The organism is Janthinobacterium sp. SUN026, assembly GCF_030397625.1.
Lineage (GTDB): Bacteria > Pseudomonadota > Gammaproteobacteria > Burkholderiales > Burkholderiaceae_D > Janthinobacterium > Janthinobacterium kumbetense.
In genome coordinates this window covers 1,005,258-1,025,490 of sequence record NZ_JAPQNU010000001.1, presented here as the reverse complement: position 1 = coordinate 1,025,490, position 20,233 = coordinate 1,005,258, and the positions used below count along the sequence as shown (strand labels likewise).

21 protein-coding genes are annotated in these 20,233 nt (G+C 60.0%); 12 read left to right on the top strand and 9 right to left on the bottom strand.

Going from position 1 to position 20,233, the window contains the following annotated elements; translation table 11 throughout:
- Window positions 1-3 precede the first annotated feature (3 nt).
- The 8 genes from OX459_RS04715 (at window position 4) to OX459_RS04680 (ending at window position 8,563) form a co-directional block, all read left to right on the top strand.
- Window positions 4-171, top strand: a complete 168-nt coding sequence (locus OX459_RS04715) for a hypothetical protein (protein ID WP_289904021.1) — start codon at window positions 4-6, stop codon at window positions 169-171.
- An 874-nt stretch (window positions 172-1,045) separates the two neighbouring features.
- Window positions 1,046-1,501 (top strand): biotin/lipoyl-binding protein, encoded by a 456-nt coding sequence (locus OX459_RS04710; RefSeq protein ID WP_289904019.1) that lies wholly within the window; start codon window positions 1,046-1,048, stop codon window positions 1,499-1,501.
- Window positions 1,492-1,659 (top strand): hypothetical protein, encoded by a 168-nt coding sequence (locus OX459_RS04705; protein WP_289904018.1) that lies wholly within the window; start codon window positions 1,492-1,494, stop codon window positions 1,657-1,659. Before OX459_RS04710 ends, OX459_RS04705 begins: the two co-directional genes overlap by 10 nt.
- Window positions 1,660-2,532: 873 nt before the next feature.
- The gene (locus OX459_RS04700) at window positions 2,533-2,673 is read left to right on the top strand and encodes a hypothetical protein (protein ID WP_289904017.1); all 141 of its coding nucleotides are present in this window, start codon (window positions 2,533-2,535) and stop codon (window positions 2,671-2,673) included.
- Between the two features lie 1,043 nt (window positions 2,674-3,716).
- The gene (locus tag OX459_RS04695; protein WP_289904015.1) at window positions 3,717-4,019 is read left to right on the top strand and encodes a hypothetical protein; all 303 of its coding nucleotides are present in this window, start codon (window positions 3,717-3,719) and stop codon (window positions 4,017-4,019) included.
- A 12-nt stretch (window positions 4,020-4,031) separates the two neighbouring features.
- Window positions 4,032-4,319 carry a hypothetical protein gene (locus OX459_RS04690; RefSeq protein WP_289904014.1) on the top strand — a complete coding sequence of 96 codons (288 nt, stop codon included), beginning with the start codon at window positions 4,032-4,034 and terminating at the stop codon, window positions 4,317-4,319.
- A gap of 516 nt (window positions 4,320-4,835) precedes the next feature.
- The gene (mutS, locus tag OX459_RS04685; protein WP_289904013.1) at window positions 4,836-7,529 is read left to right on the top strand and encodes a DNA mismatch repair protein MutS; all 2,694 of its coding nucleotides are present in this window, start codon (window positions 4,836-4,838) and stop codon (window positions 7,527-7,529) included.
- Window positions 7,526-8,563, top strand: coding sequence for a hypothetical protein (locus tag OX459_RS04680; protein ID WP_289904012.1), 1,038 nt, complete (start codon window positions 7,526-7,528; stop codon window positions 8,561-8,563). The genes mutS and OX459_RS04680 overlap by 4 nt, the downstream gene beginning before the upstream one ends.
- A 169-nt stretch (window positions 8,564-8,732) precedes the next feature.
- Here the strand turns inward: OX459_RS04680 and OX459_RS04675 are convergent, their stop codons facing one another.
- Window positions 8,733-9,284 carry a peptidylprolyl isomerase gene (locus tag OX459_RS04675; RefSeq protein ID WP_099666953.1) on the bottom strand — a complete coding sequence of 184 codons (552 nt, stop codon included), beginning with the start codon at window positions 9,282-9,284 and terminating at the stop codon, window positions 8,733-8,735.
- A gap of 93 nt (window positions 9,285-9,377) precedes the next feature.
- Here OX459_RS04675 and OX459_RS04670 point away from each other — a divergent pair, with 93 nt between their 5' ends.
- Complete coding sequence (locus OX459_RS04670; RefSeq protein ID WP_251350385.1) at window positions 9,378-10,499, top strand: cupin domain-containing protein; 1,122 nt, start codon at window positions 9,378-9,380, stop codon at window positions 10,497-10,499.
- 353 nt (window positions 10,500-10,852) lie between these two features.
- Window positions 10,853-11,107, top strand: coding sequence for a hypothetical protein (locus OX459_RS04665; RefSeq protein WP_034783358.1), 255 nt, complete (start codon window positions 10,853-10,855; stop codon window positions 11,105-11,107).
- Between the two features lie 170 nt (window positions 11,108-11,277).
- On the opposite strand, the gene bamC is transcribed toward OX459_RS04665, so the two are convergent.
- From bamC to OX459_RS04625, 8 genes are all read right to left on the bottom strand, one after another.
- Window positions 11,278-12,471, bottom strand: a complete 1,194-nt coding sequence (bamC, locus tag OX459_RS04660; protein ID WP_251350384.1) for an outer membrane protein assembly factor BamC — start codon at window positions 12,469-12,471, stop codon at window positions 11,278-11,280.
- Window positions 12,472-12,551: 80 nt separating this feature from the next.
- The gene (gene dapA / locus OX459_RS04655; RefSeq protein WP_099666950.1) at window positions 12,552-13,430 is read right to left on the bottom strand and encodes a 4-hydroxy-tetrahydrodipicolinate synthase; all 879 of its coding nucleotides are present in this window, start codon (window positions 13,428-13,430) and stop codon (window positions 12,552-12,554) included.
- 84 nt (window positions 13,431-13,514) lie between these two features.
- Window positions 13,515-14,087: a class I SAM-dependent methyltransferase gene (locus OX459_RS04650; RefSeq protein ID WP_099666949.1), complete on the bottom strand. Its 573-nt coding sequence runs from the start codon at window positions 14,085-14,087 to the stop codon at window positions 13,515-13,517.
- A gap of 42 nt (window positions 14,088-14,129) precedes the next feature.
- On the bottom strand, window positions 14,130-14,807 hold the full coding sequence (locus OX459_RS04645; protein WP_289904011.1) for a site-2 protease family protein: 678 nt from the start codon (window positions 14,805-14,807) through the stop codon (window positions 14,130-14,132).
- Window positions 14,808-14,900: 93 nt separating this feature from the next.
- Window positions 14,901-15,524, bottom strand: a complete 624-nt coding sequence (locus OX459_RS04640; protein WP_077407642.1) for an L-threonylcarbamoyladenylate synthase — start codon at window positions 15,522-15,524, stop codon at window positions 14,901-14,903.
- Between the two features lie 38 nt (window positions 15,525-15,562).
- The gene (htpX, locus tag OX459_RS04635; RefSeq protein WP_099666947.1) at window positions 15,563-16,447 is read right to left on the bottom strand and encodes a protease HtpX; all 885 of its coding nucleotides are present in this window, start codon (window positions 16,445-16,447) and stop codon (window positions 15,563-15,565) included.
- A gap of 213 nt (window positions 16,448-16,660) precedes the next feature.
- Window positions 16,661-17,494, bottom strand: coding sequence for a 3',5'-nucleoside bisphosphate phosphatase (locus tag OX459_RS04630; RefSeq protein WP_289904010.1), 834 nt, complete (start codon window positions 17,492-17,494; stop codon window positions 16,661-16,663).
- 90 nt (window positions 17,495-17,584) lie between these two features.
- On the bottom strand, window positions 17,585-18,460 hold the full coding sequence (locus OX459_RS04625) for an alpha/beta hydrolase (RefSeq protein ID WP_289904009.1): 876 nt from the start codon (window positions 18,458-18,460) through the stop codon (window positions 17,585-17,587).
- Window positions 18,461-18,666: 206 nt separating this feature from the next.
- Here OX459_RS04625 and OX459_RS04620 point away from each other — a divergent pair, with 206 nt between their 5' ends.
- Window positions 18,667-19,191: a gamma carbonic anhydrase family protein gene (locus OX459_RS04620; protein WP_070260363.1), complete on the top strand. Its 525-nt coding sequence runs from the start codon at window positions 18,667-18,669 to the stop codon at window positions 19,189-19,191.
- A gap of 4 nt (window positions 19,192-19,195) precedes the next feature.
- Window positions 19,196-20,176 carry an Hsp33 family molecular chaperone HslO gene (gene hslO / locus OX459_RS04615; RefSeq protein ID WP_099666943.1) on the top strand — a complete coding sequence of 327 codons (981 nt, stop codon included), beginning with the start codon at window positions 19,196-19,198 and terminating at the stop codon, window positions 20,174-20,176.
- Window positions 20,177-20,233 lie beyond the last annotated feature (57 nt).

Here is a 20,233-nt window from a genome sequence, read left to right as displayed (position 1 = left end):
GCCATGTATGGCGACCTCGCCAGCGGCGTACACCATGCTCCTGAGCTTCAGGAATTAACTTTCAACATTAAGGTGAATAACATGCAAGAATTGAACTTTGAAGAAATCGAGATAGTATCCGGTGGCAATATGCCTGAAGCCTCGGTGGGTGGCGGCTCCGACTGGAGCTAAGCGAGCGAGCCAGATTACATCTTAAAGGTAGGGACAAAGAAAGACTGAGATCTTTCTGCCTCATCTTGGCATCGCAAGAAAACCATCTTGCGATAAATTTAATTTCGCAAATCTACCTATAAAAATGGAGTAACCGACATGCAAGAATTAAACTTTGAAGAAATCGAAGTAGTATCCGGCGGGAACATGCCAGAATCTTCAGTTGGCGGGTCGTCGGGCTGGGACTGATATTATCCAGCATGCGCGTGACTTGCCATACGCATCATTCCATATGAAAAGCAACTTCATCAACAAGGAAGCAATATGCAAGAATTAGAAATCCATGAAATCGAAGTAGTATCCGGTGGAAACATGCCTGAAAGCTCGGTCGGCGGAAACACCAGCTGGTAAATTAACACCAGCAAGGCAGCACCTTGCTGTTGCAAGCTACGCCCCACCCAGAGCCGCCCCGGCATGTACCGGTGTGGCTCTTGTTTTTTATCTGGCAGTCACGGCGATCTACGGCACCGGCGCTTGGAAGGCCTCTCTTGCACCTGTGCCTGCCACAATAAATCTATGCTTTTTTTAACAATTGCTTTACGATGTTTTTGCTTCAAAAACGTAAATTTTGCTATCTTGTTAATGAGTAGACCATGCAAGAATTAAACACGAACGAAATCGACGAAGTTGCAGGTGGACTGTTGCCTGAAAGCTCTGTTGGCGGCAATACTGACTGGTAAGACACAAAACATCAACAGTGTTCCGCGCTGACAATCCGGAGCCGCAACAGGATGCGTTGATGCGGCCCCACTGATCAGTTCACAGACAAACAGCCAGCCTGCGAATACGCCCCCGTCCTTAGCGTCCCCCTTCATTCCCTGAAAAGTCCATCATCTTGCGTGACCAACCCAGCGTTCCCGCCACCACCAACCCCGCCCCGCCCGTCCAGCCCCTGTTTCGCCAGCAAGCCATCGAACATCTGGGCAACAAGCAGTACGGTACGGTGCTGCTGGCGCGGCCCGTCAGCCATGTATTCCTGACCTGGCTGTTCCTCGCCATCGCGCTGGCCATCGTCGCCTTCTTCATCTTCTTCAGCACCACACGCAAGGCACAGTCGCAGGGCGTGCTGCTGCCGACGAGCGGCGTGATCCGCATCATGCCGGGCCAGGCCGGCGTCATTGCCGGGGTGCGCGTCAAGGAGGGACAGGCGGTGCGCGCGGGCGAGGTGCTGTTCGTGCTGTCGGGCGAGCGCAGCAGTGCCAATGCGGGAGCGCCCCAGCAGGTTATTTCCACCCTGCAGAAAATCCGGCGCGACAGCTATGACGCGCAATTGCAGCAGTCGTGCCAGTAACCTTCCAGGTCTGCGCGCACTTGGCCGCCGTGCATGCGGAAATCGCCACCATGCCGACGGCCTTCCTACCTTGCTGGACGATGGCGCAGCGGGTGGTGGTATTGCAGCAGAGGGGAATCGTGCAGGATGTGATGCAGGAAACCCAGGCCGCCGCTTAAAGCTTGGCATACGGCAAGAATTGTCTTAGGATGGATTAGGTTTGCAATTTCGCAAGTCTTAATTGTGAGGTGATAGCGATGCAAGAATTAAACATCAACGAAATCGAGGAAGTCTCTGGTGGCTTGCTGCCGGAAGCGTCGATAGGTGGCCACACCGATACGTAAACCGTACGGGCACAGAAAGACCTGGCCATGCATCCTGTAGGTGCGACTTGTTCATCTTAATCTTGAAAACTGAGGTAAATACCATGCAAGAATTAAGCGTCAACGAAATCGAGGAAGTCGCCGGCGGCTTGCTGCCGGAAAGCTCGGTGGGCGGCACATTAGACGTGGGCTAAGTAGCCGCCTTGTAGTGGTTTGCTACGCCATTCCACCGACATACATCCACGTTGCGCCGATATTCATCGGTGCAGCTTGTTAGTCTTAATCTTGAAAACTGAGGTAAATGCCATGCAAGAATTAAACGTCAACGAAATCGAAGTAGTATCCGGCGGGAACATGCCAGAATCTTCAGTTGGCGGGTCGTCGGGCTGGGGTTGATATTATCCAGCATGCGCGCGACTTGCCATACGCATCATTCCATATGAAAAGCAACTTCATCAACAAGGAAACAAAATGCAAGAATTAGAAATCCATGAAATCGAAGAAGTATCCGGTGGAAACATGCCTGAAAGCTCCGTCGGCGGCGATACAGGCGGCTAAATTTAACTCCATTGATTGCAACCCCACAGAGTCCTCGTTTTACAGATCCTCTTCAGCACCACTCGCAAGACGTAGTCGCAGGGCGTGCTGCTGCCAACCAGCGGCGTGATCCGCGTCATCGCGGGCCAGGCGGGCGTTATCGCCGGGGTGCGCGTCTAGGAGTGACAGGGCGTGCGCGCGGACGAGGTGCAGTTCATGCTGTCGGGGGAGCGCAGCAGTGCCAATGCGGGGGCGCCCCAGCAGGTTGTTTCGACCCTGCTGAAAAGCCGGCGCGACAGCTATGACGCGCAATTGCAGCAGTCGCGCCAGTAACCTTCCAGGTCTGCGCGCACTTGGCCGCCGCGCATGCGGAAATCGCCACCATGCCGATGGCCTTCACTACCTCGGTAGACGCTGGCGCAGCGGGTGGTGGTATTGCAGCGGAGGGGAATCGTGCAGGATGTGATGCAGGAAACCCAGGCTGCCGCTTAAGGCTTGGCATGCGGCAAGAATTGTTTTACGATGGATTAGGTTTGCAATTTCGCAAGTCTTAATTGTGAGGTGACAGCGATGCAAGAATTAAACATCAACGAAATCGAGGAAGTATCGGGCGGCTTGCTGCCGGAAGCGTCGGTGGGCGGCAACGTCGAGACGTAATCCATTCGGGCACAGAAAGACCCGGCCATGCATCCTGTGGGTGCGACTTGTTCATCTTAATCTTGAAAACCGAGGTAAATTCCATGCAAGAATTAAACGTCAACGAAATCGAAGTAGTATCCGGCGGGAACATGCCAGAATCTTCAGTTGGCGGGTCGTCGGGCTGGGGTTGATATTATCCAGCATGCGCGCGACTTGCCATACGCATCATTCCATATGAAAAGCAACTTCATCAACAAGGAAACAAAATGCAAGAATTAGAAATCCATGAAATCGAAGTAGTATCCGGTGGAAATATGCCTGAAGGCTCAATGGGTGGTGACACTGGCTGGGGTTAAGACAACGAGGCACATCACGCCTGAACGATAGGAGTCGAGCAAGCTGTGGTGTGTTTTTTGATAAATGGAAATCTTTTTCATAAATCGATGTCTTTGTTTCAAAAAACGTAAATCTTATGACATTACCAAGGAGCAGAGCATGCAAGAATTAAACACGAACGAAATCGACGAAGTTGCGGGTGGACTGTTGCCTGAAAGCTCCGTTGGCGGCAATACTGACTGGTAAGACACAAAACATCAACAATGTTCCGCGCTGACAATCCGGAGCCGCAACAGGATGCGTTGATGCGGCTCCACTGATCAGTTCACGGACAAACAGCCAGCCTGCGAATACGCCTCCGTCCTTAGCGTCCCCCTTCATTCCCTGAAAAATCCATCATCTTGCGTGACCAACCCAGCGCTCCCGCCACCACCAACCCCGCCCCGCCCGTCCAGCCCCTGTTCCGCAAGCAAGCCATCGAGCATCTGAGCAACAAGCAGTACGATATGGTTTTGCTGGCGCGGCCCGTCAGCCATGTATTCCTGACCTGGCTGTTCCTCGCCATCGCGCTGGCCATCGTCGCGTTCTTCATCTTCTTCAGCACCACGCGCAAGGCGCAGTCGCAGGGCGTGCTGATGCCGATCAGCGGCGTGATCCGCGTCATGCCGGGCCAGGCGGGCGTCATCGCCGGGGTGCGCGTCTAGGAGGGACAGGCCGTGCGCGCGGGCGAGGTGCTGTTCGTGCTGTCGGGCGAGCGCAGCAGCGCCGCCCAGCAAGTTGTTTCTACCCTGCTGAGAAGCCGGCGCGACAGCTATGATGCGGAAATCGCCACCATGCCGACGGCCTTCACTACCTCGGTGGACGCTGGCGCAGCGGGTGGTGGCATTGCAGCAGAGGGGAATCGTGCAGGATGTGATGCAGGAAACCCAGGCAGCCGCTTAACTCTTGGCATGCGGCAAGAATTGTTTTACGATGGATTAGGTTTGCAATTTCGCAAGCCTTAATTGTGAGGTGTTAGCGATGCAAGAATTAAACATCAACGAAATCGAAGAAGTATCGGGCGGCTTGCTGCCAGAAGCGTCGGTGGGCGGCAGCGTCGAGCTGTAGTCCATACGGGCACAGAAAGACCCGGCCATGCATCCTATAGGTGCGACTTGTTCATCTTAATCTTGAAAACTGAGGTAAATACCATGCAAGAATTAAACGTCAACGAAATCGAAGAAGTATCGGGCGGACTGCTGCCGGAAAGCTCGGTGGGCGGTTCGATCGACATGTAACAGCTGGGGCCTGGCACAAGCGCTGCGCGGACAGTGCCGCCCCCTAACACTCCAAGCCGCGCCACCCCACCGGCGCGGCTTTTTCACATCCGCACGCAATACGCCGCCCCGCCCGCCGAAAGCGGTAAAATGACGGCCTTGAACCCAAGCTCCGCCCCCCTGGCGCGGCCTGGCACGCACACAGCACCACCCACAGCCCGGCAGGCATGCGTTTCCCGCCGCCGGACCAACGACAAAGAACACATGACCACCGTCCCAAAAGAAATCAACGCCGCCGCGGCAAAGAAGAATTCCGCTGAAAAGCTTACGCCAATGATGCAACAATATCTTGGCATTAAAGAAAACCACCCGACGATGTTGGTGTTCTACCGCATGGGCGATTTCTACGAGCTGTTTTTCGAGGATGCGGAAAAAGCCTCGCGCCTGCTGGGCATTACCTTGACGGCGCGCGGCGTGGCCAGCGGCAACCCTATCAAGATGTGTGGCGTGCCGTTTCATTCGCTCGATGGTTACCTGGCCAAGCTGGTCAAGCTGGGCGAGTCGGTGGCCATTTGCGAACAGATCGGCGATCCGGCCACCAGCAAGGGCCCCGTCGAGCGCAAAGTCATGCGCGTCGTCACGCCCGGCACCCTGACGGATGCGGACTTGCTGCCCGAGAAGGCCGAGCGCCCGCTGCTGGCCATGTGCAGCATCACGCAGCGCAAGACGGTCACCACTGGCCTGGCCTGGCTGTCGCTGGCCAGCGGTGCTTTGAAGCTGATGGAGTTTTCCGGCGACAGCGCCACCGTGGCCGCGCGCCTGCAGCAGGAGCTGGAACGCATCGTGCCGGCCGAGATTCTCAGCGGCGACAATGGCAACCTGTTCGACGATTACGCGGGCACGCACATCAACCGCGTGCCGGACTGGCATTTCGACGTGGTGGGCGGCCACAAGGCCCTGCTCGACCAATTGGGCGTGGCGACCTTGACGGGCTTTGGCGCCGACGGCCTCGGCGCCGCATTCGGCGCGGCCGGCGCGCTGCTGCGCTATGCGCAATCGACGCAGGGCCGCGGCTTGCAGCACGTGCGCTCTTTGATCACGGAAACGGAAAGCGAATTCATCGGCCTGGATGCGGCCACGCGGCGCAACCTGGAATTGACGGAAACCATCCGCGGCCAGGAATCGCCGACACTGTTTTCCCTGCTGGATCATTGCCGCACGGCCATGGGTTCGCGCATGCTGCGCCACTGGCTGCACCATGCGCGGCGCGACCAGAACGTGGCCCGCGCGCGCCATGAAGCGATCGCCGCGCTGGCGCAAAGCGAAGCGGCGGGGCCATTGGCCGCCACGCTGGCGCAAGTGCCCGACATCGAACGCATCACCACGCGCATCGCCCTGCTGTCGGCGCGTCCGCGCGACCTGGCCGCCCTGCGCGACGGCTTGCTGCAACTGCCGGCACTGCGCGGCGACGTGGTCCGTTGTTATGGCCATGGCCAGGGCGGCGAAAGCGGCTTGCTGGCCGCCATCCATGCTGCCCTGGCCACGCCGACCGCCTGCCTGGACTTGCTGGTGCGCGCCGTGGCGCAGGAACCGGCCGCCATGGTGCGCGACGGCGGCGTCTTTGCCACCGGTTTCGACGCGGAACTCGACGAATTGCGCGCGCTGTCGGAAAACGCGGGCCAGTTCCTGCTCGACCTGGAAACGCGCGAACGGGCCCGCACGGGCATCGCCAACCTGCGCGTCGAATACAACAAGGTGCATGGCTTCTACATCGAAGTCACGCACGGCCAGACGGACAAGGTGCCGGACGACTACCGCCGCCGCCAGACCTTGAAAAACGCCGAGCGCTACATCACGCCCGAACTGAAAGTGTTCGAAGACAAGGCCCTGTCGGCGCAAGACAAGGCGCTGGTGCGCGAAAAGATGCTGTACGACCTGCTGCTGGCCGAACTGGCGCCGCACATCGGCACCCTGCAGACGATTGCGCAGGGTCTGGCCCAGCTCGACACCCTGAACGCGCTGACGGAACATGCGCAGCAGCACAACTGGGCCGCGCCGCAACTGGTCGACGAGCCGTGCATCAACATCGTCGAAGGCCGCCACCCCGTGGTGGAAAAGCAGATCGAACGCTTCATCGCCAACGATTGCCGCTTCGTCAACGAGCGTCGGCTGCTGTTGATCACCGGCCCGAACATGGGCGGTAAATCGACCTTCATGCGCCAGGTAGCACTCATCACCCTGCTGGCCTACGTGGGCAGCTACGTGCCGGCAGCGTCCGCCACCATCGGCCCCATCGACCGCATCTTCACGCGCATCGGCGCCACCGACGACCTGGCGGGCGGACGCTCGACCTTCATGGTGGAAATGACGGAATCGGCCGCCATCCTGAACGGCGCCACCGAGCATTCCTTGGTACTGATGGATGAAGTGGGCCGCGGCACCTCCACCTTCGACGGCCTGGCCCTGGCGTGGGCCATCGCGCGCCATTTGATCGACACCAGCCGTAGTTTCACCCTGTTTGCCACACATTACTTTGAGCTGACGCAATTGCCGGACAGTCATCCGAGCGCCGCCAACGTGCATTTGTCCGCCGTCGAGCACAAGGACAGCATCGTCTTCCTGCACGCCGTGCAAGCCGGTCCCGCCTCGCAAAGCTATGGCTTGCAGGTGGCGCAACTGGCTGGCGTGCCGCAGCCCGTGATCAAGGCGGCGCGCAAGCACCTGGCGCGCCTGGAAGCGCAGGCGCTCGACGCCACGCCGCAACGCGACCTGTTCGCGCTGCCTTCCGCCGATCCGTATGCGCAAGAGGAAGAAGAGGAAGCGGCGGCGCCGCTGGCCGCGCTGAACGCGGCGCAGCAAGCCTTGCTCGACGCCATCGCCGACCTCGATCCCGACGCGCTCACGCCACGCGACGCGCTGGAGCAGCTGTATCAATTGAAACGGCTGGCCGCCGCATGACCTGCCGGCGCAGCTCGATACGCCTGCTGGCCGCCGGCTTGCTCGCTGCCAGCCTGCCATGGCAAGCGGCGGTGGCGGCCCCCGCCGACCAGGCCGGCTTCGAGTTTGCCGTGCTGGGCCACTCCTTCAACGCAGGGCCGGACGATGGCCCCCTGAAAAAAGCCATCGCCGACACGAGCGCCTTCAATGCATCCTTCGTCGTGGCCACCGGCATCAAGGCCGCCAGCGAATCGTGCAGCGACAAGCTGTATGGCCAGCGCAAGGACTTGCTCGACGCCAGCGGCCCGCCGCTGATCGTCTCGCTGTCGGCAAGCGACTGGGCCAACTGCCGCAATTCGCGCGGCAGGGTCAACGCCATCGAACGCCTGAACCGCTTGCGCGACGTGTATTTCGCCGATGACCAGAGCCTGGGCCAGCACAAGCTGACCCTGTCGCGACTGTCATCGACGGCAAAATTCCGCAGCTATGCGGAAAATGCCCACTGGGAATACGGCGGCGTATTGTTTGCCACCGTGAATCTGCCGGCGAATAACAACCATTTCCTGCCGGAAGCGGGACGCAACAGCGAATTCGAAGACCGCCTGGTCGCCAACCGTTCCTGGCTGCAGAGATTGTTCGCCATGGCGCAGCGCAAGCAGCTCGACGGCATCGTGCTGTTTTCCGATGGCGACGTGGGCGTGCTCGATGAAGACGACAATTCGCTGCTGCCCAGCTTCAGTTCGAAACAGGATGGCTTTGCCGGACCGCGCAAGCAAATCCGCACCCTGGCGAAGAAGTTCAGCGGCAAGGTGTTACTGGTCGATACGCAGCGCGATGGCGACGCGGATGGCAAGGAGGGAAAAAGTAAAAAAGCCGCAGCCAGGGCAGGCGGGCCGAAAATCAGCTGGAAAGGCAACCTGGGCCACGTCAGCATCGACAACGACTGGTCCGCCATCGCCGTCCGGCCCGGCAAGACCCCATTCTTTGAGGTACGTCAACGGGCCACGCGGCCATCGACGCAAGCGCGAACCAAGGCGTCGACGCTGCGCCGATAAAATAAAGGCCGGCACGCAGCCAGCCTTTATCTAACAAACAACAGACGTCACGACGCCTGACAAAACCGTAGCGAGCGGCAGTGATTTGTGGCCGAGAAGCGCAACCGTACTCTAGTACGGTGAGCATCGCCGGCCGCAAAGCGCGCCGCGCAGTAGGTTTGGTCAGGTGTTAATGAATAGGGTGGGTGCGGAAGTGATCGCCCTCTTCGCCTTCGCCTTCATCATCTTCATCGCCATGGTCATGGCCGTGTGCGCCATGCACGTGGCCATGGGCGATTTCTTCTTCGGTGGCTTCGCGCACGTCGGCGACGGTCAGCGAGAAGCGCAGCGCGATGCCGGCCAGTGGATGGTTGCCGTCCAGCACGACTTTGTCGTCGGCGATATCGGTGACCGTGAAGATCATCGCTTCTTCATCCGGCGAATCGCTTTCCGGCATGCCTTCGAACTGCATGCCCACTTCCAGCGGCTCAGGCAGGCGATTACGCGGCTCGACCTTCACCAGGGCTGGATCGTATTCACCGAAAGCATCATCCGGTTCGATCTGGATCGTGTTGGAATAGCCAACTTCCTTGCCGTCGAGCTCTTCTTCGATCTTCGGCAGGGTGTTTTCATAATCACCGTGCAGGTAGACCATCGGCTGACGGCCGTCTTCGATCAGATTGTCTTGCGCGTCTGACAGTTTGTAGTTGACAGTCACGACCGTATTTTTGGCAATCTTCATTATGCTTCCTTTCATTGTATAAGCTGGCAAATTATACCTTCACGCCGCCAACGGCAGGCGCATTCCTGCATTTCCGGTTGTTATAATGGGCGCATGAAAACATTAACTCTCCTCGGCGATATCACGCCGGCGCAATTCCTGCGCGACTACTGGCATAAAAAACCCTTGTTGATCCGTCAAGCCGTGCCTGGCTTCAAGGCGCTGTTCGATTTCAAGGCCCTGGCCGAGCTGGCTACCCTCGATCACGTCGAATCGCGCCTGGTCAGCCATGCGGATGGCCACTGGAACATGCAACAAGGTCCACTAACCAGCCTGCCCTCGCTGAAACAGAAGGAATGGACCCTGCTGGTGCAGGGCGCCAACCTGCACAGCGCCAAGGCTGACGCCCTGCTGCGCCAGTTCCGCTTCCTGCCGGACGCGCGCCTGGACGACCTGATGGTCAGCTTCGCCACCGATGGCGGCGGCGTGGGCCCGCATTTCGATTCCTATGACGTATTCCTGCTGCAAGGCCAGGGCAAGCGCCACTGGCGCATCGGCGCGCAGAAAGACCTGAGCCTGATCGACGGCTTGCCGCTGAAAATCCTCAGCAACTTCACGCCCGATGAAGAATTCACGCTGGAACCGGGCGACATGCTGTATTTGCCGCCCCACTACGCGCACGACGGCGTGGCCATCGGCGATTGCCAGACGTATTCGATCGGCTTCCGCTCGCCCACGTTCCAGGAGCTGGGCGAAGCGTTCCTGCAATTCATGGCCGACTCGATCGACTTGCCAGGCATTTACAGCGATCCGGACTTGAAAGCGTCGGGCAAACCGGCGGAAATCCCCCGTGAAATGCTCAGCACCATTGCGGAAGAAATGAACAAGGTGCGCTTCACGGAAGAAGACGTGACCATTTTCCTCGGCGAACACCTGTCGGAACCGAAACACAATGTATTTTTCACGCCGCTGTCCAAGCCGCTGACGGTAGGCCGCTTCGCGGACGCCGCACAGAAAAAGGGTGTCGTGTTGTCGCGCAAGACCCTGATGCTGTATCGTGGCAAGAATGTCTTCATCAATGGCGAATCGTTTGCCATTGGCAAGGCCGATAAAGCGGCCCTGGAAACCCTGGCCAACGAACGCGCCCTCGATGGCGCCGCCGTGGCCCAGGCTTCCGATGACGTGATGGATGCGTTATATACGTGGTATCAGGATGGCTGGCTCGAACTGGCTTGAATGGGGGCGGCGTAGCAAAGTGGTATTACAGTAGGTAAAATAACAGCATCTGCGTTAGCGCAATAAAACATATTATTTTTATATCGTTTTGTCGCGCTTTCGCAAATCGCTTACACTTGCTTGCAATTTGCTTCGGCAAATATTGCGATATCACAAAATAGTTGCGAATTTGCCTCTTGCTCCTATTGCGACGCACCAAAAATCGCTATAATATTCGGTTAGGAAGTTTCCGTTGTCTGGCAGGCACCACCTGGTACGAAAAGCCTTCGAAGACGACCTAACGAGCGATAATTACCGGTAATTATTCATCGCAACAATATTGATTTATTTTTTGAAATAATTAAGGAAAACAAATGAAAAAATCCCTGCTGATCGCCTCCCTGATGGTTGTTGCTCTGGCTGCTTGCAGCAAAAAAGAAGAAGCTCCTGCACCAGCACCAGTAGTTGAAACCCCAGCACCAGCACCAGCAGTTGAAGCTGCTCCAGCTGCTGCTGCTGACGCTGCTGCTTCGGCCGCTACCGACGCTGCTGCTGCTGCTTCGGCTGCCGCTTCGGCCGCTACCGACGCTGCTTCGGCTGCTTCGGCTGCTGCATCGGCTGCTAAGTAATTTAGCACCCTGCACTAGGAAAAGCCGACCTTCGGGTCGGCTTTTTTGCGTCCGGCGTTTTATCCGCAGGATATAAGCCGGACGCAGGCAATAAAAAAGGCTGCGCCGGTTTCCCGGATCAGCCTTTTTTATTGCGCGGCAGGTTGCGATACCCGCCGCGAATGCACCGCTTACTTCAGCTGCTCGTTCAGCAAGCCCAGGATCTTCTCGGCCACTGGCGAGACATCGGGCTGGCCTTCGTTACTGAGAATGCTGACCAGGCTGGTCGAGCCATTGCCGGCCTTGACCAGGACGCGGTAGCGCTGCGCTTCCTTGTCCTTGTCGGACGACGAACCCCAGCTGAACAGTTTCGAGAAGAAACCATCTTTCTTGACCGCGTCCGGATCGACGTAACGCACGAAATACGTGCCTTGCGTGCGGTCGCGGTCTTCCACGGTGAAGCCGACGCGGTCCAGCGCCAGGCCGACACGGCGCCAGGCGCGGTCGAAACCTTCATCGACTTCGATGGCGCGCGCCGGCGTGGCGGCGTCGCCCACCAGCTTGGCGTGCAGCGGCTGCACGATGGCGCCATCAACGGCTGTCTTCGCTTGTGCTTCATCGCTGGCCGCGCCCAGGCGCGTCATCAGCTTGGCCAGGAATTGCGCCTCCAGGCCCGGATCGTTGGGACGCGCGGTCCAGGTGGTGGTTTCCTTGTCGCGGCCCGTGACGACCTCTTCCACGCCACGGTGGCTGATGTAGATCTCGGTCGACCCATCGGCCAGGCGCTCCACGCGGGTGCGGAACTTGTCTTTTTCACCAGTCGAGTACATCGAATCGAAGGCCTTGCCGATGGTATTGCGGATAAAGTCTTGCGGCAGCTTGGCGCGGTTTTCGTTCCACTCGGTTTCCATGATGCCAGCCGTAGGCTGGTCGATGGCGACGGTAAAGCCCGAATCTTCCCAGAATTGCTTGAGTTGCGGCCACAGCACTTCAGGCGACTGCTTGACGACCAGCCAGCGCTGGTTGCCCGCGCGCTCGACCTTCACGCCACCGGCCGTGACGGGCACGACACCCACCACGCCGTCGGCGCCCACGATGACGGGCGTGCCGGCCGTGGCGTTGCGCTGCGCGTTGTAGCCGGAAGCCGTGGCCACGCCGTTTTTCGAATCCGGCAAGGAATAACGGTTGTCCTGCTGCAATTGCGTCAGGTCAGGCGGCACGTCCAGGGTGCTGGCTTTCTTGACCGACTTGTAGTCGACCTTGTCGCCGCCGACTACCGAACTGATCATGCCACAGCCCGCGAGGCTGGCTGCGACGGCGCCGATGACGATGCCGCGGACGGCGATGGTGGCAGGCGCCGGTTTGGTTTTCTTGCAATTAGTCATGTCGTAACTGGATAAGAAGCTAAGTAGCAGCTGGAATCAGGAAAGGTCCGGGCTGGTCAAGCCCGGGCTTGAAGTTCGGCTTAAGACAGGATGCCAGCGTCGCGCAAGGCATCGCGCACGGTGGCATGGCAATTTTCAGCCAGCGGCACCAGTGGCAAGCGTATGCCGGCTGGCATCAGGCCCATTTCGGCCAGCGCCCATTTGACGGGCACCGGGTTGGGCTCGACAAACAATTTCTGGTGCAAAGGGAACACTTTGTTATTGATGGCAATCGCCGTGGCGCGCTCGCCCGCCATGGCTGCCACGCACAGTTCGTGCATGGCGCGTGGCGCAACGTTGGCCGTCACGGAAATGTTGCCGTGGCCGCCGCAGAACATCAGCGCCATGGCCGTCGGATCGTCGCCCGAGTACACGGCGAAGTCCGCTGGAACCAGGCGCAGCAGGTCGATGCCGCGGCCGATATTGCCGGTCGCATCTTTCACGCCGACGATATTCGGGATGGCGGACAGGCGCACGATGGTCTCGTTGCTCATGTCGGCAACCGTACGGCCAGGCACGTTGTACAGGATGACGGGAATGTCGACGGCTTCGGCGATGGCCTTGAAGTGCTGGTACATGCCTTCCTGGGTAGGACGGTTGTAGTACGGCACCACTTGCAAGACAGCATCGGCGCCCGCTTCTTTCGCGTAGCGCGTCAGTTTGATGGCCTCGGCCGTGGAGTTGCCTCCGGCGCCGGCGATGATAGGAATGCGTCCCTTGGCATGTTCGACGGTCAACTGGATCAGTTCGCAGTGTTCTTCCACACTGACTGTTGCCGATTCGCCCGTCGTGCCAACGATGACGATGCCGTCTGTACCCTCGGCGATATGCCAGTCGATCAGCTTGCGCAGACCTGGAAAGTCCAGACTGCCGTCTGCGTGCATCGGGGTGACGATTGCTACAATGCTGCCCTTGATCATAGTAAGTTTATAGCGCCGATAAATAAAACAACGATTGTAGCGGATAGCCCGCGCCTGTGGTGCATTCTGACATAGTATGGCCGCTCAAAACGTCGGCAGCAGGGCTGCCAACCGTGGAAAATCCGGCCGGACAGCGCAAATTCGTTGCACCAGAGCAGCTTTTGGCTGTTCCACGCGCCCATCCTCATACGCTACCACACGCAAGCCGTGCTGCACCGCCCAGGTCAGCATTTCGCCTTCCTTCAGCAGGAATTTCGGATTCGACGGCTTGCCGAACTGCTCATTGCCCTCGGCAAACGTTTCATACAGCAGCACGCCATCGGGCGCCAGGCTGGCCACCATGGCTTCCAGCAGCGGCCGGTGCAGATAATTGGTGACGACGATGCCGGCAAAGCGGCCGGGAGCGAAAGGCCACACGGCGCCCGGCGCTTCCAGGTCCACCAGCGAAGTGGTGATGCCCGTGCCAGCCGCCTTTTCCAGCATTTCCGGATCATGGTCGAGCGCGATCACGGGGTGGCCCAGGCTTACCAGGTGGCGCGCGTGGCGGCCTGCGCCGCAGGCCAGGTCCAGCACCTCGCCGCCCGGGATCAGGGGCGCCCAGCGGCGCAGCCAGCCGGAAATCGCTTCGGTTTCTAATATTGGTTCAGTTACTTGCATCGGTACTTCCATCAATTATGTGCGTACATCCAGTTGCGGGCATCAAGTCAATATCGCCGTCAGGGGCGTGACCAGGGTGACAAAAATGCCGATGACAAATTCGATCGCCGCCAGCAAGGCGCGATTCAAGATGCCCGTGTACATCAGCAGCACCAGGGCGCCGAACACATACAGGCTGTAGCGCTCGATGCTGGCGTAAGGGCGCGCCAGCTGCATCGGCAGCAAGCCCGTCATGATGCGCCCGCCATCGAGGGGCGGCACGGGAATCAGGTTAAAGACGAACATGGCCGCATTCACGCTGACGCCGGCGCCCGCCATCTTGCGGAAAAACATGCCCATCTCCGTCGGCGGCAAGACGCTGAGCACGACAAAGGCGATCATCCAGCCCAGGCCCATGGCGAAATTGGCGCCAGGCCCGGCAAACGCCACCCAGGCCATCTGCTTCTTCGGATTGCGCAGGCGGCTGAAATCGACGGGCACCGGCTTGGCATAGCCGAACGGCACCTGGATCGTGAAATACAGCATCAAGGGCAGCAAGATCGTGCCGAAAGGGTCGATATGCCGCATGGGATTGAGGCTCAGCCTGCCCTCGTTCGAGGCCGTGGGGTCGCCGAAATAGCGGGCCGCGTAGCCGTGCGCCGCCTCATGCAGGGAAATGGCAAATAGCACCGGCACCAGGTAGACCGCAACGGTCTGGACTATCGTATTGAAATCGCTCATGACCGCGATTCTACCAGAGGCGAACTAGGCTCTTTCTTACGTTGTCATTAAGAACAGGTGAAGACCGGCGCCAGCACGGGCGTGCGATGCCGCCTACAAACCCAGCACGGCCGGGTCGCCCCGCCCCACGCGCACCACTTCCGGCTCCGGCCCCGTCAGGTCGATCACGGTACTGGGACCATGCGCGCAGACGCCGCCGTCGACGATCAGGTCGACCAGTTTTTCCAGCCGTTCGCGGATCGTGTCGGCATCCGTCAAGCTGTCTTCGTCGCCCGGCAAGGTCAATGTCGCGCCCAGCAGCGGCTGGCCCAGCTCTTCCAGCAGGCATTGCACGATGCGGTGCTGCGGCACGCGCAGGCCGATGGTCTTGCGCGAAGGATGGCTGAGGCGGCGCGGCACTTCCTTCGTCGCTTCCAGAATAAACGTGTAGGCGCCGGGCGTGGCCGCCTTGAGCAGGCGGAACTGGCGGTTGTCCACGCGGGCATACACGCCCAGCTCGCTCAAGTCGCGGCACAGCAAGGTCAAATGGTGCTTTTCATCCACGCCACGGATGCGGCGCAGGCGCTCGACAGCGCCCTTGTCGTCGAGCTGGCACACCAGCGCGTAGCAGGAGTCGGTGGGCAAGGCCACCACGCCGCCGGACTGGATGATCTGCGCCGCCTGCTTGATCAGGCGCAATTGCGGATTGTCGGGGTGAATATGAAAAAATTGACTCATGTGTAAGCGTTCTGGCGAACCAGCTTGTTAAGTTGGCATTATTGTACGCTGCGCAGCGCGGCGATGCGTTGTTCGAGCGGTGGATGGGTGGCGAACAGCGCGCCCCAGCCGCCATTGCCGCCGCTGATGCCCAGCGCCTGCATCGATTGCGGCAATTCGCCCGGCGGCACGCCGCCCAGGCGGGCTAGCGCATGCATCATCGGCGTGGGGCTGCCCAGCAGCTTGGCGGAACCGGCGTCGGCGCGGAATTCGCGCTGGCGCGAGAACCAGGCCACGATGATGGAAGCGAGCAAGCCGAAGATCACTTCGCACACCATCACGGTCACAAAGTAACCGATGCCGCGTCCGCCGCCTTCGCGGTTGTTATTTTTCAACAGGACATTGTCGACAAAGAAACCTACCACGCGGGCCATGAAGACGACGAAGGTATTCACCACGCCCTGGATCAGGGTCAAGGTGACCATGTCGCCATTCGCGACGTGGGCGATCTCGTGGCCCAGCACGGCTTCCACTTCATCGCGGTTCATGCTTTGCAGCAAGCCCGTGGAGACGGCCACCAGCGCCGAATTCTTGAAGGCGCCCGTGGCAAACGCATTCGCGTCGCCTTCGTACACGGCCACTTCCGGCATGCCGATGCCGGCCCGCTCGGACAGCGCGCGTACGGTGTTGACCAGCCACAACTCCGTCGACGACGTCGGATTGTCGATCACGCGCGCACCCGTGCTCCACTTGGCCATCGGTTTGCTGATCAACAGCGAAAAGATCGAACCCGTGAAGCCCACCACCAGCGAAAACACCAGCAGGCTGCCCAGGTTCAAGGTGCTGCCGCGCGCCGGATTGCCCACGCCCAGCAAACTGAGCACGAGCGACAGCACCAGCATCACGGCCAGGTTGGTTGCAATAAACAGGACGATACGTTTCATGGGCGATGGCTCCGGATGACTATGTATAACAAGAATAACAAAAAGATATGCACGCTAACGCAGATTTCAAGCAGCGACACGACGGCGCATCGGCAGCCAGGAAAATCGTCGCGAGCGGCAGTGATTTGTGGCCGAGAAGCGCAACCGTACTGGAGTACGGTGAGCATCGCCGGCCGCAAAGCGCGCCGCGCAGCAGATTTGCCTGGCTGCAGGCTAAAACCAGTCGTGCCAGATGGGCGTGACGTTGGCTGGCAATGGCGGCAACATGGCAAAATCCACGCGCGACTCGCCCGGCGCATGGAAATCCGTGCCGCGCGAGGCGAGGAAACCGTAGGCGTTGGCCAGCTGCGCGTATTTCGGATACTGGTCCGGGCTGTGGCTGCCCGTGACGACTTCGATGGCCACGCCGCCGAGTTGCTTGAATTCATCGAACAGCACGCCTTGCGCCATGTCGCTGAAGCGGTAGCGGCCCGGATGGGCGATGACGGCCACGCCGCCCGCGCCGCGGATCCAGCCGACCGCTTCGGCCAGGGTGGCCCAGCGGTGCTCGACGTAGCCCGGCTTGCCTTCCGACAGGTATTTCTTGAACACGTCGGGAATATTCGCGCATTTCCCCGTTTCCACGATGTAGCGGGCAAAGTGCGTGCGCGACATCAGGTCCGGGTTGCCGACGAATTTCAAGGCCCCTTCATAGGCGTCGGGGATGCCGGCCAGGTCCAACTGGCGGGCGATTTCGCGGCCGCGCGCGTCGCGCCCCGAACGCGTGCGGTGCAAGCCCTGCACGAGACCCGGATTGTTTTCATCGACTTGCAAGCCGACGATGTGCACGGTTTCACCGGCCCACGTGATGGAAATTTCCACGCCGGCCACGAAGCGCATGCCCAGGTCCAGCGCGGCCGTGCGCGCGGCGGCGACGCCGGACACTTCATCGTGGTCCGTCAGCGCCCACACGTCCACGCCCGCCTTGCGCGCGTAAGCGGCCACGGCGGCCGGTGACAGCACGCCGTCGGAGATATTCGAATGACAATGCAGGTCGACTTTAAGCATGTGAAAACAATACCCTGCACGGGCTCAGCATGGAAGAAGTTTTCATTGTACGCTGCTTGGCCAATCGCGCTGCAGCGTTCCCGACACACATCAGGCCAAAAACGCTTCCACCAGCCGCGCCAGTGCCTGCGGCTGATCATGATGCAGCATGTGGCCAGCATCCGCCATCATCTCGCAGCGCACATCCTTGATGCAGGCCAAACGCCGGTCGATTTCGATGCGCGCCTGTTCCTTGGGCCCCATCCATTGCCACATATTCGTGTCATCGGCCTCCACCCACAGCACGGGCGCCGTGATGCGGCGCCAGCACGCCATCACTTCTTCCACCTGGTACAGGATGGGATTGACCCGCTTGTGCTGCGGATCGCCCAGGATATCCCACTCACCCGCCTCGTTGCGCGCCGACCAGTGTTCGGCCAGGAAAGCGGCGCGCTCGTCCGGCAGGCGCGGATTGGTCTTTTGCAGGCGCTCGGCCACGGCGCGCTGCGAAGGATAGCTGCGCATGGTGGGCGGCTCGCGCAATTCGTCCAGCCACTTGGCGTAGCGGCCCGGCGCCTGCTCCGGCTGCGTTGCCATCATGCCGAAGCCTTCCAGGTTGATGAAGCGGCTGATGCGCTCCGGGCGCACGCCCGCGTACAGACCGGCCACGTTGGCGCCCATGCTGTGGCCCAGCAGGTTGACGGGCGCGTCCGGCGAATAATGCAGCAGCATGGCGTCCAGGTCGGCCAGGTAGTCGGGGAACCAGTAGGTGTCCGATTGCGTGTAGTCGCTGAGGCCAAAGCCGCGCCAGTCGGGCGCGATCACGTGCCAGTCGCCCTGCAACTCGTCGACGACGAACTGGAACGAGGCGGCCACGTCCATCCAGCCGTGCACCATGAACAGGATGGGCGCGCCTTCGCGGCCCCAATGGCGCACATGCGTACGGGCGCCGCGGATGTTGATGAATTCGGAACGGGAAAGTTTCATGGGTTTCATCGGATGCCTGCCTTGAAAGTGGCGCAGATGGCGCCACATGCTGTGTCTGTAGATAGGGCGCACATAAAAGTACGACCGTTCGATAATTATACCGGATTAGCGGCCGGCGCTCGGACTTGCCCTGCAACAGCGTAAAATAGCGCAAAACTTCCGCGTCCGGCCGTGCCCGGCGCTTCCACCACCGCCACAGGCTAACGATGACACTCTACCAATTGGGCGCCGATGCGCCGCTGATTGATGCTTCCGCTTTTGTTGCCGACACGGCCAACGTGATCGGCAAGGTGACCCTGGAAGCGAATACGTCCGTATGGTTCGGCGCCACGATCCGCGGCGACAACGAACGCATCACGGTGGGCGCCAACAGCAATGTGCAGGAAGGCGCCGTGCTGCACACGGACCCGGGCTACCCGCTGGACATCGGCCGGAACGTGACCATCGGCCACCAGGCGATGTTGCATGGCTGCACGATCGGCGATGGCGCCCTGGTCGGCATCCAGGCCGTGATCCTGAATGGCGCGAAGATCGGCAAGAACTGCCTGGTCGGCGCGGGTGCGCTGGTCACGGAAGGCAAGGAATTTCCCGACAATATGCTGATCATCGGCTCACCGGCGAAAGCCGTGCGGGCCCTGACGGCAGACGATATCACCAGGCTACAAGGCAACGCCGTGAACTATGTGCAACGCGGCCAGCTATTTAATACGCAACTCAAGAAGATTGGATAAGAGAATGACGACTGAAACCACGGGCGCAATCAGCGCAGCCGTTAGCGGCCAGGATACCCTGCAAAAATTTATTTTCGACAACGCCGCCGTGCGCGGCCAGTTCATCGACGTTTCGACCACGTGGCAGGAAGTGGTGTCGCGCCACGCCTACCCGACGGCCGTGAAAAAAGTGCTGGGCGAAATGGTGGCCGCCGCCGCCCTGCTGTCGGCCAACCTGAAATTCAACGGCTCCATCATCATGCAAATCCATGGCGACGGTCCCGTGCGCCTGATGGTGGTCGAGTGCGACTCGGACCTGCGCCTGCGCGCCACGGCCAAGCTGGACCCGGACGCCACGATTCCCGACGTGGCCACCGTGCCGCAATTGCTCAACGCCACGGGCAAGGGCCGCTTCATCATCACCCTGGACCCGGCCGACAAGGTGCCGGGCCAGCAACCGTACCAGGGCATCGTGCCGCTGGACGGCGATGACATGGCCACCGTGATCGAAAACTACATGTTGCGCTCGGAACAGCTGGACACGCGCTTGTGGCTGGCCACGGACGACAGCGTCTCGCGCGGCCTGCTGCTGCAAAAGCTGCCCCACCATGGCGGCAAGGCCGAAGCGACGCCCGTCTCGGAAGAAGACGCGCTGGACACGTGGAACCGCGCCGTGATGCTGGCGTCGACCCTGAAAGAGGCGGAAATCCTGTCGACGGACATCGATACCCTGATGCAGCGCTTGTTCTGGGAAGAGACGATCCGCGTCTTCGACCCGCTGCACCCGAGCTTCCATTGCACTTGCACGCGCGAAAAAGTGGGCAATATGCTCAAGATGCTGGGCGAGGAAGAAGTCAACAGCACCCTGGAAGAAGTGGGCCAGGTGGGCGTGAACTGCGATTTCTGCGGCCAGCACTATGAATTCGACAAGGTCGATTGCGCGCAGCTGTTCATCACGGATGCGCCGGCAGAAGTCTTGATTCCCCCCGCAGCAAGTATTAACTAATTGTAATAATCCCCGCGCCGCCCCTCAGGCGGCGCAATTGTTTCTGCTGTCATCTTC

Coding starts and splice junctions, on each gene's coding strand:
- OX459_RS04715 (WP_289904021.1), top strand. CDS start 4: ATGTATGGCGACCTCGCCAGCGGCGTACACCATGCTCCTGAGCTTCAG.
- mutS (WP_289904013.1), top strand. CDS start 4,836: ATGACCACCGTCCCAAAAGAAATCAACGCCGCCGCGGCAAAGAAGAAT.
- OX459_RS04680 (WP_289904012.1), top strand. CDS start 7,526: ATGACCTGCCGGCGCAGCTCGATACGCCTGCTGGCCGCCGGCTTGCTC.
- OX459_RS04675 (WP_099666953.1), bottom strand. CDS start 9,284: ATGAAGATTGCCAAAAATACGGTCGTGACTGTCAACTACAAACTGTCA.
- OX459_RS04670 (WP_251350385.1), top strand. CDS start 9,378: ATGAAAACATTAACTCTCCTCGGCGATATCACGCCGGCGCAATTCCTG.
- OX459_RS04665 (WP_034783358.1), top strand. CDS start 10,853: ATGAAAAAATCCCTGCTGATCGCCTCCCTGATGGTTGTTGCTCTGGCT.
- bamC (WP_251350384.1), bottom strand. CDS start 12,471: ATGACTAATTGCAAGAAAACCAAACCGGCGCCTGCCACCATCGCCGTC.
- dapA (WP_099666950.1), bottom strand. CDS start 13,430: ATGATCAAGGGCAGCATTGTAGCAATCGTCACCCCGATGCACGCAGAC.
- OX459_RS04650 (WP_099666949.1), bottom strand. CDS start 14,087: ATGCAAGTAACTGAACCAATATTAGAAACCGAAGCGATTTCCGGCTGG.
- OX459_RS04645 (WP_289904011.1), bottom strand. CDS start 14,807: ATGAGCGATTTCAATACGATAGTCCAGACCGTTGCGGTCTACCTGGTG.
- OX459_RS04640 (WP_077407642.1), bottom strand. CDS start 15,524: ATGAGTCAATTTTTTCATATTCACCCCGACAATCCGCAATTGCGCCTG.
- htpX (WP_099666947.1), bottom strand. CDS start 16,447: ATGAAACGTATCGTCCTGTTTATTGCAACCAACCTGGCCGTGATGCTG.
- OX459_RS04630 (WP_289904010.1), bottom strand. CDS start 17,494: ATGCTTAAAGTCGACCTGCATTGTCATTCGAATATCTCCGACGGCGTG.
- OX459_RS04625 (WP_289904009.1), bottom strand. CDS start 18,460: ATGAAACTTTCCCGTTCCGAATTCATCAACATCCGCGGCGCCCGTACG.
- OX459_RS04620 (WP_070260363.1), top strand. CDS start 18,667: ATGACACTCTACCAATTGGGCGCCGATGCGCCGCTGATTGATGCTTCC.
- hslO (WP_099666943.1), top strand. CDS start 19,196: ATGACGACTGAAACCACGGGCGCAATCAGCGCAGCCGTTAGCGGCCAG.